11 protein-coding genes are annotated in these 12882 nt (G+C 70.3%); 6 read left to right on the plus strand and 5 right to left on the minus strand.

Annotated features, from left to right (window positions below):
* Window positions 1-18: 18 nt before the first annotated feature.
* Window positions 19-1509 carry a molybdopterin-dependent oxidoreductase gene (locus GCG21_RS01840; protein ID WP_152817540.1) on the plus strand — a complete coding sequence of 497 codons (1491 nt, stop codon included), beginning with the start codon at window positions 19-21 and terminating at the stop codon, window positions 1507-1509.
* 11 nt (window positions 1510-1520) lie between these two features.
* Window positions 1521-3308 carry a glycoside hydrolase family 15 protein gene (locus tag GCG21_RS01845; RefSeq protein WP_152817541.1) on the plus strand — a complete coding sequence of 596 codons (1788 nt, stop codon included), beginning with the start codon at window positions 1521-1523 and terminating at the stop codon, window positions 3306-3308.
* 49 nt (window positions 3309-3357) lie between these two features.
* Here the strand turns inward: GCG21_RS01845 and GCG21_RS01850 are convergent, their stop codons facing one another.
* The 4 genes from GCG21_RS01850 to GCG21_RS01865 form a co-directional block, all read right to left on the minus strand.
* On the minus strand, window positions 3358-3885 hold the full coding sequence (locus GCG21_RS01850; protein WP_194164882.1) for a Clp protease N-terminal domain-containing protein: 528 nt from the start codon (window positions 3883-3885) through the stop codon (window positions 3358-3360).
* Window positions 3885-4088, minus strand: coding sequence for an RNA polymerase subunit sigma-70 (locus GCG21_RS01855; RefSeq protein WP_152817543.1), 204 nt, complete (start codon window positions 4086-4088; stop codon window positions 3885-3887). Before GCG21_RS01855 ends, GCG21_RS01850 begins: the two co-directional genes overlap by 1 nt.
* 121 nt (window positions 4089-4209) lie before the next feature.
* Window positions 4210-4680: an FABP family protein gene (locus GCG21_RS01860; protein ID WP_152817544.1), complete on the minus strand. Its 471-nt coding sequence runs from the start codon at window positions 4678-4680 to the stop codon at window positions 4210-4212.
* Between the two features lie 45 nt (window positions 4681-4725).
* A complete protein-coding gene (locus GCG21_RS01865) occupies window positions 4726-5292 on the minus strand; it encodes a GNAT family N-acetyltransferase (RefSeq protein WP_152817545.1) in 567 nt (188 codons plus the stop codon).
* Window positions 5293-5650: 358 nt separating this feature from the next.
* Here GCG21_RS01865 and GCG21_RS01870 point away from each other — a divergent pair, with 358 nt between their 5' ends.
* The 3 genes from GCG21_RS01870 (at window position 5651) to GCG21_RS01880 (ending at window position 10277) form a co-directional block, all read left to right on the plus strand.
* Entirely contained in the window at window positions 5651-7504 is a 1854-nt protein-coding gene (locus GCG21_RS01870) for an ABC transporter family substrate-binding protein (protein ID WP_227992875.1), read from the plus strand.
* Between the two features lie 161 nt (window positions 7505-7665).
* A complete protein-coding gene (locus GCG21_RS01875) occupies window positions 7666-9219 on the plus strand; it encodes an ABC transporter permease (RefSeq protein WP_370517209.1) in 1554 nt (517 codons plus the stop codon).
* Entirely contained in the window at window positions 9216-10277 is a 1062-nt protein-coding gene (locus GCG21_RS01880; protein WP_152817546.1) for an ABC transporter permease, read from the plus strand. Before GCG21_RS01875 ends, GCG21_RS01880 begins: the two co-directional genes overlap by 4 nt.
* 23 nt (window positions 10278-10300) lie before the next feature.
* Here the strand turns inward: GCG21_RS01880 and GCG21_RS01885 are convergent, their stop codons facing one another.
* A complete protein-coding gene (locus GCG21_RS01885; RefSeq protein WP_152817547.1) occupies window positions 10301-10924 on the minus strand; it encodes a PH domain-containing protein in 624 nt (207 codons plus the stop codon).
* 44 nt (window positions 10925-10968) lie between these two features.
* On the opposite strand from GCG21_RS01885, the gene GCG21_RS01890 reads away from it, so the two are divergent.
* On the plus strand, window positions 10969-12753 hold the full coding sequence (locus GCG21_RS01890; RefSeq protein WP_228760106.1) for an ABC transporter ATP-binding protein: 1785 nt from the start codon (window positions 10969-10971) through the stop codon (window positions 12751-12753).
* The last annotated feature ends 129 nt before the right edge of the window (window positions 12754-12882 follow it).

The following is a 12882-nucleotide window of genomic DNA, read 5'->3' on the forward strand; positions in this document are numbered from 1 at the left end:
GGCCCGAGTGGAGGAGGAATGTCGGACTTCTTTCCGTGGTGGGTGGTGGTCACGCATGCGCTGAACGTCATGTGGATGCTGCTGCTGTTCCGCTCGGGGATCGAGGTGCTGTCCGCCTTCCCGAAACTGCACTGGCGCGACGATTGCCCGCCGGGGCGTCAATGGCTGCGGCTGTCGAGGAAGCAGTTCGGCGCGGACTCGCGCCGGCCGTGGACCTCGCTGGACGAGGAGGAGTCGTGGTCGCCGGTGCTCGCCCTGCCCGGGCGCAAGAACCTGGGCCTCGGGCGGCACTGGCACTTCATGACGATCCAGTTCTGGATCCTCACCGGGCTCGTGTACATCGTGGCCGTGTTCGCGACCGGCTACTGGCGCTACCTCGTGCCGGTCCACTGGTCGATCGTTCCCGACTCCATCAACGCGATCGGCAGCTACCTGCAGTTCGAGTTGCCGGACACGATCCCCGGCGAGCCGTTCGAACCTGCCCAGAAGCTCGCCTACTTCGTCGTCGTCTTCCTCATGGCACCGCTCCAGATCGCCACCGGCGCGGCCATGTCGCCCTCGGTGCTCGCGCGCTTCCCCCGCTACGGACGGATCTTCGGCGGAAAGCAGGGGGCGCGGAGCCTCCACTTCCTGCTCATGTGCGCGTTCGCCGCCTTCATCGTGGTGCACGTGATCATGGTGGTGATCCACGGACTGCCCAAGGAGCTCGCGGCGATCGTCCTCGGGGATCCGGGCGGCGACCGCCGGCTCGCCACCGGTATCGGTGCGGCCGTGCTGCTGGCGATCATCGTCCTCCAGGTGGTGGTCACCTGGTACTCCCTGCGGCATCGCCGGCGCACGCAGCGGCTCCTCGGCCTCATGGTCGACCCGTTCGAGCGGGCGATCTCCCGGAGGTTCACGTCGAATCAGCACTACCCGCACACGGCGATCTCCCCGTTTTTTCGCGTCAACGGCTATCCACCGGCCGGCGCGGAGTACGAGCGGATGGCCGCCGACGGCTTCCGCGACTTCCGGCTGACGGTCGGCGGACTCGTCGCGCATCCGGCCGCGTACGCGCTGGCCGACCTGCGAGAACTCGGCTCGCAGCGTCAGATCACCAAGCACAACTGCATCCAGGGGTGGACTGCCGTCGCGGAATGGGCCGGGGTGCCGCTCGCGGACGTCATCGCCCAGGTCGAACCCGACCCGCGCGCCACCCGCGTCGTCTTCTACGCCATGGACGACAAGGGGCTGACCGAGGGCGAGGGGCGGTACGGCTATTTCTACGGCACCATCCCGATCCATCTCGCCGAGAACCCGCAGACCATCCTCGCGCTCGAGATGAACGGCGCTCCGCTGCCGGTGGAGCACGGCGCCCCGATTCGACTCCGGGTGGAGACCCAGCTCGGCTTCAAGATGGTCAAGTGGATCCGGGCCATCGAGTTCGTCGATGACGTGTCCGAGATCGGGATGGGCATGGGCGGCTGGCGGGAAGACCAGCAGTTCTACGCCAACGCGGCCGGAATCTGAGAGGAGACGAGATGTCGACCAAGGCGCAGCGGCGACGTGACTCGGAGGAGTTCCCGCCGCACGTGCTCCGTGAATACGCCCTCCTGGCCGACGGGCAGCGTGGCGCGCTCATCGGACCGCGCGGCGACATCGCCTGGATGTGCATGCCGCGCTGGGACTCCGGTGCCGTGTTCTCCTCGCTGATCGGGGGCGGCGGCAAGTTCGCGGTCACCCCGAGCACGAATCGGTTCGTCTGGGGCGGGTACTACGAGGACGCCACGTTGATCTGGCGCAGCCGGTGGGTCACGACCAGCCGGATCCTCGAGTCGAGGGAGGCGTTGGCGTTTCCGGGAGACGCCCACACCGCCGTCGTCCTGCGCCGGGTGGTGGCGCTGGACCAGCCGGCCGACGTGGACGTCGTGCTCGACCCGCGCGCCGATTTCGGCAGCCGCCGGATGCGGCAGCTGTCCTGCGACGAGGGCGTATGGACGGCGCGGTGCGGCACCCTGTACATGCGCTTCCTGGGCGCGCCGTCGGCCGAGGTCGATCACGACGGCGCCCTGCGCGCGCACCTCGAGGTGGCCCCCGGCGCTCCGCACGACCTCGTGCTCGAACTCTCCGACGAGCCGCTTCGCGGTGCCCCCCTCGACCCGGACCGGGCCTGGGCCGCGACCGGCACGGCCTGGCAGCGGGCGGTGCCGCCGATCTCGGGCACGATCGCGGACGGCGATGTCCGCCAGTCCTATGCGGTCCTGCGGGGACTGACCTCGCCGGGCGGGGGGATGGTCGCGGGTGCCACGATGTCGCTGCCGGAACGTGTGGGGCAGGGGCGCAACTACGACTACCGATACGCGTGGATCCGCGATCAGAGCTATGCGGGTGAGGCCGTGGCCGCGTGCGGCGCCCACCCGTTGCTCGACGATGCCGTGAGCTTCGTGTCGGAGCGGATCCTCGCGGACGGCCCGCGGCTCAAGCCCGCGTACACGATCACCGGTGGCCCCGTGCCGGGTGAGCGGTCGCTCGATCTCGCGGGCTACCCCGGCGGCGCCGACAAGGTCGGCAACTGGGCGAACGAGCAGTTCCAGCTCGACGCGTTCGGCGAGGCGCTTTCGCTCTTCGCGGCCGCCGCCCGCCTCGACCGGCTCGACACGGTCCACTGGCGGGCGGTCGAGGCCGCCGTCACGGCCATCCGCGCGTGCCGGATGGAGCCGGACGCGGGCATCTGGGAACTCGACGAGCGGCGGTGGGCGCACTCCCGGCTCAGCTGCGTGGCGGGACTGCGCGCCGTCGCGAGTGCGGCCCCCGCCCGGCAGGGTTCGGAGTGGACCTCCCTGGCCGACTCGATCCTCGCGGACGTCTCCGCCGACTGCCTCCATCCCAGCGGACGCTGGCAGCGCGCCCCCGGCGACGACCGGGTCGACGCGGCGCTCCTCATCCCGGCCATCCGGGGCGCGTTGCCGGCCGACGACCCGAGGACCGTGGCCACCCTCGCCGGGATCCTCGAGGGGCTGGCCCAGGACCACTTCATGTACCGGTTCCGTCACGACCAGCGCCGGCTCGGCGAGGCGGAGGGCGCGTTCCTCCTGTGCGGCTTCATGACGAGCCTGGCGCTGCACCGGCAGGGCCGCGAGGTCGAGGCCGGCCGGTGGTTCGAACGCAACCGGGCGGCGTGCGGGCCGCCCGGACTGTATTCGGAGGAGTACGACACGACGCAGCGGCAGATGCGGGGCAACCTGCCGCAGGCCTTCGTGCACGCACTGATGATGGAGACGGCCCGCGCGCTCGCCGATCCGTGGACCGGCCCGCGCAGCCGTGACTGACCGGCGGGCGCCGGCCCGCTCGGGGTCGGCCGGCCCGCGCCCGCATACGTCAGGCGCTCCTCGCGGGCCGTTCCTGCAGCGCGGACCGCAGCCGGTCCGGGTCGACGCCCGCAGCAGTGAGCGCCTCCCGTCCGGGACAGTCGGCGCGCAGGATCCCGAGTGCCAGGTGCCGCGCGTCGATCGAGCGATCACCCAGCGCGACCGCCTCGCGCAGGCCCAGCTCGAGCGCCTTCTTGGCGTCCCGCGCGAACGGCAGGCTCCCGCGGCCGCGCCGTGCGGTGCCCAGGGATCCCGGGCCGAAGACCTCGTCGGTGCGCCGGGCCACCTCATCCAGGTCGATTCCGAGTGAGCCGAGGGCGGCGCCGTCGAGACCCGCCCGGGAGACCTGCGTGCCGACCTCCTCGGTCAGTGCCGCGGCGTCGACGTCGATGCGGCCGAGCGCATCGGTCAGGCCGCCCCGCTCGAGGAGGGCGAGGAGCACATGCCGGGTATCGATCCGCGAGGCCCCGGTCGCCCGCGCCGAGTCCTGAGCGGCGACGACGGCGCCGCGTGCCTGCTTGGTGAACCGTTCGAACATCATCTTCTCCGTCCGTGCTTCTTGTGCACTGCCTGCCGACTGACGTCGAGTGCGTCCGCGATCTCCTGCCAGGGCATGCCGAGCTCGCGAGCCCGGTTCACCTGCAGAACCTCGAGCCGGTCGGCCAGCTCCCGAAGCGAGCGAACCGCGCGCAATCCGGTGATCGGGTCGTCGCCCGCCGCAGCATCGATATCGGAAACCATGCGTCAACATTAGTTGACGTCACGGACTCTGTCAACGCAGATTGACGGCGGGTGGATCGACGGTACGCATGCAGGCGGGACGGATCATCGCCGATGGACCGGGCCCGTGCACCCGCCGCCCCTACCCCCGCCGCAGCACCGAGGCCAGGTGGTGCACGAGCGGCTGCCCGACCGCGGCCATCGAGAAGTCGACCTCGAGCGTGTCGCCGCGCACCGTGTATCGCCGCCGGGTCACCTGCACGTGCTTGGCGCTCGCGGAGTTCATGATCCGGGCGATGAGGTCGAACTCGAGCACGTCGTCGTCGAGCCGCAGGCGCCCCTCGGCCAGCTCCGTCTGTCCGGTCGGCTGGGCGAGCGTCATCTCGACGGCGCCCTCCGCCGGGATCCGCACGAACCCGGACTCCATGTGCAGCGGCGCCCCCTCCGGCGACCACGTGCGCTGGGAGTACACGAGGAACGGCTTGCCCACATCCGTGAACGTCAGCTCCTCCGTGTACTCGAAGGACGTGATCGTCGGGTACTCCCCGCGCCCCGCCCCCGTCCATGTGCCGAGGAGGGTCGCCGCCGGCGAGAGATTCGGGTGAAGGGCCATGGCCCGCACCCTACGCCCCGGCCCGGGCCGTGCACTTGACCGGCGTCAAGGCGCGGGCCGGTCGGTGCGCAGCATCGCCATGAGCTCGGCGTCCACCCAGCCGCCGTCGAAGCGAAGCGCCTCACGCATCGTCCCCTCGTGCCGGAACCCGGCCTTGGCGTACACGTGCCGGGCCCGCGGGTTGAACGCGTACACCTCGAGGCTCACCCGGTGCAGCTGCTGCACCTCGAAGGCGTGCGCCATCGTCAGCCGCACCGCCTCGGTGCCGAGTCCGCGCCCGGTGGCTCCGGCGATCCAGATCCGGAACCCGCACGAGCGGTTTCCGGGGTCGAGGTCGTTGAGCACGGACTCGCCGACGATCCGGCCCGTCGAGTTCTCCCGGATCGCCCAGACGAGGCGGTCGGACGCCGTCGCCCACCGTGCGTAGGTCTCGGCCAGCTGCGCGCTGGTCCAGGGCCGTGCCGCAGTGGGCGTGCTCGTGTGGGAGGTGCCCGTGAGGATCGCCACCTCCGGATCGTCGAGGAGAGGCTCGATCGCGGACACGTGCCCGGTGCTCACCGGTTCGAGCGTCACGAGGTCGCCGGTCAGCGGCACCTTCCGCGTGAAGTCCATGCTCGTCTCCCTCGCTGGTCGCCGGTGGGCCCGGGCGGTGCCGTCACGCTACTGCGGCTCGCATCGGCGCGCGAGCATCCACTCGTGCGGCCACGGGGCGAGGCGACGACCTCGGCCGCGCCCCGGGGCGACGAACGTCGCGCCGAGCTGCGTCGTCGGTCTCGTTCGAGGCGCCTTCGGCCGCGGGAGACGACGCTCCGCTCGCCCACCGGTAACGATGCGGTTTCAGTCTCGAGGAGGCCGCACCGGCGCGCATCGCCGCGCGTATGCTCGCCCCAACCACGGGGGATCCTGCCCCCGCCGCACCCCACCCGGGGCGGCGCGGTCCGGCATTCCCCCGATATCCATAGGAGGAACATTGAAGAGCAGGCGATTTTATGCCGCCGCGGCCACGCTGGCCGCGGGTGCCATGGTGCTGAGCGCATGCGGCAGCAGCGGCGAGGCCACGGGAGGGGCGACCGACGACGGCGGCAACGCCGGGATCAGCGACACGTCGAGCATGTCGGTCGCGTGGAACGAGCAGCTGGACGAGACGAACCCCGACAGCTCGACCGGCAACGCGACGAAGAACGCGAACGTCCTGTACCTGACGAACGACCGGTTCATGTACTACGACGACCAGCTCAACCTCGTGCAGGACCCGGGATTCGGCAGCTACGAGAAGGTCTCCGACGACCCGCTCCAGGTCAAGTACACCTTCGCCGACACCGCGACGTGGTCCGACGGCACGCCGGTCGACGCGGCCGACCTGGTGATGTTCTGGGGCGCGGTCTCCGGCAACTTCAACACCATCGCCGACGAGGACGCCCTGACCGACGAGGGCGAGACCGACGAGAAGGCGACGGCCGACCAGGTCTACTTCAACGGCACGAACTCCACCGTCGGCCTGATCGAGGACTTCCCGGAGATCTCCGACGACGGCAAGTCGATCACCTTCACCTACACCAAGCCGTTCGGCGACTGGAACGTCAACCTCGAGACCGGCGTTCCGGCGCACGTCGTGGCCCAGCACGCGCTCGGCGTCGAGGACCCGGCCGAGGCCAAGCAGGCCCTCATCGACGCGTTCAAGAACGAGGACAAGGACGCGCTCGTCAAGATCTCGAAGTTCTGGAACACGGGCTTCCAGTTCTCCGGCGCGCTGCCGGACGACCCCTCGCTCTACCTCTCGAGCGGCCCGTACATCATGACCGAGTACAAGCAGGACCAGTACCTCACGCTCGAGGCCCGCGACGACTACGAGGGCGACCGCACCGGCGGCCCGGAGAAGATCACCATCCGGACGATCCCGGACGCGATGGCCGCGGTCTCCGCCCTTCAGAACGGCGAGGTGGACCTCATCTCCCCGCAGTCGACCACGGACGTGGTCGAGGCGCTCAAGGCACTCGGCGACGACTACACGGTGCTCGAGGGCATCGAGGGCACGTACGAGCACGTCGACCTCATGTTCGACAACGGCGGCCCGTTCGATCCGGCCACCTACGGCGGCGACGCGGCGGCGGCCCTCAAGGTCCGCCAGGCGTTCCTCAAGCTCATCCCGCGCCAGGAGATCCTCGACAAGCTCATCGTGCCGCTCAACTCCCAGGCCGTGATCCGCAACTCCTACAACGTGCTGCCCGGCGCGCCGATGTACGACGCGGTGACCGAGGCGAACCAGATGGGTGCGAAGTTCTCCGAGGTCGACGTCGACGGCGCCAAGCAGCTCCTCGAGGAGGCCGGCGTGGACACCCCGGTCGACGTGCGGTTCCTGTTCGACAAGGCGAACCCGCGCCGGCAGAACGAGTACACGCTCATCGCCCAGTCGGCCGGCCAGGACGACCTGTTCAACGTGATCGACTCGAGCAGCGACGAGTGGGGCCGGCTGCTGTCGGACAACTCCAAGTACGACGCCTCCGTCTTCGGCTGGCAGTCCACCTCCACGGCGGTCACCGAGGGGGATGCGAACTATCGCACCGGCGCCATCAACAACTTCGGCGGCTACTCGAGCGAGACGGTCGACGGGCTGCTCGACCAGCTGCTGGTCGCGACCGAGCCGGCGGAGCAGGAGGAGCTGCTCGGCAAGATCGAGGCTCAGCTCGTGGACGACGCGTTCGGGCTCACGCTCTACCAGTTCCCCTCCGTCACGGCCTACCGGTCCACGATCGAGGGAATCGACCCGATCACGATCTCCCCGACGATCTTCTACGGGTTCTGGAACTGGAAGGTCGGTTCCTGATCCGCGCCGACTGACCCGACGGATGAGGGGCGCCCGCCGGGCGCCCCTCATCCGCTGCCCGAGCGCGCATCGTTCGCCCGGCGCGCCGCACCGTTCGCCCGGCGCGCGCTCGGGCCCCGTCATAGACTCGGCGACACCGCGCCGACTCCGCCCCCATGTTCGTGAGCGAGGTACCACCCCCGATGCTGGCCTTCATCGTCCGCCGCCTGCTCATCGGGCTGGGCGTGCTCCTCGTCGCGACCTTCGTCATGTACGGGCTCTCGGATCTTGTGATCGATCCGCTCGAGGATCTCATCACCTCGACCGACCCGAACAAGGAACTGCAGATCGCGGCCCGGATCGACCAGCTCCACCTGGATCAGTCGTGGGTCGAGCGGTACTGGGACTGGATCGTGAACTTCGTGCAGGGCGACATGGGCACGGCGTGGCGCTCCGGCCGGGAGGTGACCGACCTCCTCGGCGGGGCGATCGTCTCCACGATCCAGCTCGTCTCGGCCGCGACCGTGCTGGCCATCCTCCTCGGTGTGGCCGTCGGGATCGTCTCCGCGCTGCGCCAGTACACGAGCTTCGACTACCTCATCACGTTCTTCTCCTTCCTCATGTACTCCCTGCCCTCCTTCTGGGTGGCGGTGCTGCTCAAGCAGTGGGTCGCGATCGGGTTCAACGACTTCCTCGCCGACCCGTTCCTCGCCTACGCGGTGATCGCCGGCGTGGGCGTCGTCGCCGCGGTGCTGTGGACCCTCATGATCGGCGGCCCGCTCAGACACCGGCTCACGCACGGGGTCATCGCCCTCGCGGCCACGGCGGGCGTGCTCGTCTACCTGCAGGCGAGCGGCTGGTGGTCCAGGCCGAATATCGGACTGCCGCTGCTGGCGATCACCTCGATCGCGATCGCCCTCGGCGTGACGCTGCTCTCGACCGGGCTGAACAACCGTCGCTCGCTCGGCACCGCGCTCACCTGCGCGGCCATCGGCCTCGCGCTCTACTATCCGATGCAGGGCGTCTTCCGCGAGCTCACGCCGCACATGAGCTACGGGATCGCCTTCCTGCTCGGGCTGCTGGCGGCCGTCGTCGGCGCACTCGTGGGCGTGGCCTGGCGCGGACCGGACTGGCGCCAGTCGGCCCGGACGGGCGCGATCGTCGCGGTCTCGGTCGCCTTCCTCATGTTCGTCGACCGCGTGCTCCAGGTGTGGCGGCCGTATTTCGACTCGAACGTCATCAACGGCCGCCCGTTCCCGACCATCGGCGACGTGACCCCCGAGCTCGGCGGGAACTTCTGGGTCACGGTGCTCGACTCCACGATGCACCTCATCCTGCCCACGATCTCGCTCATGCTCATCTCCTTCGCCGGCTACACCCGCTACGCCCGGGGATCGATGCTCGAGGTGATGAGCCAGGACTACATCCGCACCGCCCGCGCCAAGGGCCTGAGCGAGCGCACCGTGGTCATGCGCCACGGCTTTCGCAACTCGCTCATCCCCCTCGCCACGATCGTGCCGCTCGATGTCATCACCCTCATCGGCGGCGCCATCATCACCGAGCACATCTTCTCCCGACCCGGCATGGGGCAGTTGTTCATCCGGTCCCTCGAGGACGCCGAGATCGACCCGCTCATGGCCTACCTCGTGGTCGTGGCCTTCGCGGCGATCGTGGCGAACATCATCGCCGACCTCATCTACGCCGCCCTCGACCCACGGATTCGGGTGAACGCATGAGCATCTCGAACATCCCCCCGGAGATCCCCGAGCCCGAGGGCGCGGGGGACTCCTACGACGCCGTCGAGAACGCGATCGAGCTCAAGGAGACCGAGGGCAAGTCCCAGGGCCGGATCGTGCGCGAGCGGTTCTTCCGCCACAAGGGCGCGATGATCTCCCTGGTCGTGCTCCTGCTCATCGTGCTGCTCGCGTTCACCTCGATCGGCTACGGCCCGCTGCCCGGCTGGTGGACGTGGACGCCGTACCAGACCCCGGAGAGCGTCCTGCCCGGGGGGCGCCCGACGCTCGTCATGCCGTGGAGCGGCTCGTTCGCCATCGGCGAGCACCCCTTCGGCCAAGACGAACTCGGCCGCGACATCTTCGCCCGGGTGATGAAGGGGGTGCAGACCTCGATCTTCATCATGGTGGTCATCGGCCTGGTCGCCACGATCGTGGGCACGATCTTCGGATCCCTGTCCGGATTCTTCCGGGGCCGGACCGACAACCTACTCATGCGCCTCACCGATCTCGTGATCACCCTGCCGGTCATCGTGATCGGCGCCATGCTCGGCAAGCTCCTCGGTTCGGCCGCCCCGTTCTCGCTCGGCCTCGCGCTCGGGCTCATCGCGTGGCCGCCGATCGCGCGCCTCGTGCGCGGGGACTTCCTCAGCCTGCGGGAGCGGGAGTTCGTGGACGCCGCCCGCGTGGCCGGCGCGAGCAACTCCCGGATCATCTTCAAGCACATGCTGCCGAACGCGATGGGGGTCATCATCGTGGCCGTCACGCTGCTCATGAGCTCGGCGATCCTGCTCGAGACCTCGCTCAGCTACCTCGGCTTCGGCATCCGGGAGCCGAATATCTCGCTCGGCACGATGATCTCCGCGTACCAGAGTTCGTTCGCCACCCGGCCGTGGCTGTTCTGGTGGCCGGGCCTGTTCATCATCGCGATCGCGCTGTGCGTCAACTTCATCGGCGACGGGCTGCGCGACGCGTTCGACCCGCGCCAGAAGAAGGTTCCCTCGCGGCGTGCCCGTCGCCGGGCCGCGGCGCCGGACGCCGCCGTGAGCGCGGGCGAATGAACCCGCGGGGGAGGGCCGCGGCGTCAGCCGAGGACGGCCGATCCGGCCGCCACCGCGGCGATGACCGCGAGCACCGCGAGCGGGCGGCGGTTGAGGGTCACCCGCGCCGGGGCCTCGGGCCGCGCCGGCAGGAAGCCCGCCTCGGTCAGCGAGCGCACGCGCTCACCGATCTCGAGCACCGCCGCCTCGGCGCTCCCACCCCGGATCATGGACGGCGCCCGCTCGCCCGGGTGGGCGCGGCCGGACTCCGCCCGGCCACCGTCGCGCAGCGGCAGGCGGCGCAGACTGCCGCTGCCGGCCGGCAGGGCCCACGAGGAGAACTCGCGGTCGTCGTCCGTACGCACCCGCAGGGCCCACCGGGCGTCGGCGGAGGAGAAGGCCGGCCACGGCACCCACACGGTGCGGGCCACGTTGACAAGCAGGACGCCGCCGCCCGAGACCTCCACCCGCGGCAGTGCGAACAGCAGCCACACGAGCGCCACGGCGAGGGCGATCCAGGGGCCCGAACGCCACAGGTCGCCCCAGCCGCCGCGGGTCGCCGCGGCGATCGCGCCCGCGAGGGCCGCGGCGGCGGCGACCCACGGGAACACGCGGGAGAACCTCGTGCGGAAGACGGCCGTGTCGAACGCGCCGGGGGACTCGGGCATGGCGTCATCCTCCCATCCAGCAGCTTCGAGAAAGGTGAGCACGCGTGAGCACCATCGCCACCACCGACACCGGTGAGAGCACCGGCACGCCGCGGGAGCCGATCCTGTCGGTGCGCGGCCTCCATGTCGACTTCCTCGTGGAGAACGAATGGTTCCCCGCGGCGGTCGACATGACCTACGACGTCGCCCCCGGTGAGGTGCTGGCGATCGTGGGGGAGTCCGGCTCGGGCAAGACCCAGTCGTCCCTCTCCCTGCTCGGCCTGCTGCCGCCCAACGGCCGATCCGCGGGCAGCGCGAAGCTCGCGGGCCAGGAGCTCGTGGGCATGACGCCGGCCAGGCTGCGCCGGATCCGGGGCAGCGAGATCGCCGTGATCTTCCAGGAGCCGATGACGGCCCTCAACCCCGTCTACACGATCGGCTTCCAGATCGTGGAGACGATCCGCATCCACAACGACGTGGGGCCGAAGGAGGCGAAGGAGCGGGCGCTCGAACTGCTCCGGCTCGTGGAGATGCCCGATCCGCAGACCCGCTTCAACTCCTATCCGCATCAGCTCTCGGGCGGGCAGCGGCAGCGGGCGATGATCGCCCAGTCGCTCTCGTGCGACCCCAAGCTGCTCATCGCCGACGAGCCCACGACCGCCCTCGACGTGACCGTGCAGGCCGAGATCCTCAAGCTCATGCGGGACCTGCGCAACCGGATCGACTCGGGCATCGTGCTCATCACCCACGACATGGGCGTCGTGGCCGACATGGCCGACCGGATCATCGTCATGCGCCACGGGCGGATCATGGAGACCGGGGACGCGCGGCAGATCTTCCACGACCCCCAGCACGACTACACCAAGCAGCTGCTCGAGGCGGTGCCCCACCTCGGCGGCACCTCCCTCCTGAGCGAGTACGAGCTCGCCCACGGCGGCGAGACCCCGCTGGGGGAGCCGGTGCTCGTGGCCGAGGACGTCGTGATCGAGTACCCCAAGCGTGGCCGCACGCCCGCGTTCAAGGCGGTCGACGGCGTCTCCCTCACCCTGAACCAGGGCGAGGTCGTGGGCCTCGTGGGGGAGTCGGGATCGGGCAAGACCACCGTCGGCCGGGCGATCGTGGGGCTGCTCCCGGTCAAGGCGGGTCGCCTCGAGATCGCCGGCTTCGACATGGTCGGAGCGAGGGCGCGCGACCTCAAGCCGCTGCGCTCCCAGGTCGGGATCGTCTTCCAGGATCCGGGCTCCTCGCTCAACCCGCGGCTGCCGATCGGGGAGTCGATCGGGGAACCGCTGCTCCTGCACACCGGCATCAAGGGCGCGGCCCTCGACAAGCGGGTGGAGACCCTGCTCGATCAGGTGCAGCTGCCCTCCTCCCTGCGGAACCGGTACCCGCACGAGCTCTCGGGCGGGCAGCGCCAGCGGGTGGGCATCGCCCGGGCGCTCAGCCTCGAGCCGAAGCTCCTCGTCGCCGACGAACCGACCTCGGCCCTCGACGTCTCGGTGCAGGCGACCGTGCTGCAGCTCTTCCAGGACCTGCAGCGCGAGCACGGCTTCGCGTGCCTGTTCATCAGCCACGATCTCGCGGTGGTCGAGATGCTCGCCTCGCGGATCGCCGTCATGCATCACGGCCGGCTCGTGGAGATCGGGTCGAGCCGCCAGATCGTCTCCGAGCCGCGCGATCCCTACACCCAGCGGCTCATCGCCGCCGTGCCCGTGCCGGATCCGGAGAAGCAACGGCAGCGGCGCGCCGTCCGCGACCGCCTGCTCGCCGAGGCGCTCGCAGAGGAGGAGGGGGCCGGCGCGGGGCATGCCGCCCCGCCGGCGCGGCCCACGAGCGGGCCGTCGATCTGAGCCGAACGTCACACGGCGGATCCTCCCCGCCGGCACCCGACGGGTTCTGACGGGCGGCGCGCGGCATTATCATGTCCTGTGGCCTGTGCGCAGGCATGTCGTGGCGTCGGACCGATGCCCCAGGCCGGC

The sequence above is a fragment of the Pseudactinotalea sp. HY160 genome (genome assembly GCF_009372055.1).
GTDB lineage: Bacteria > Actinomycetota > Actinomycetes > Actinomycetales > Beutenbergiaceae > HY158.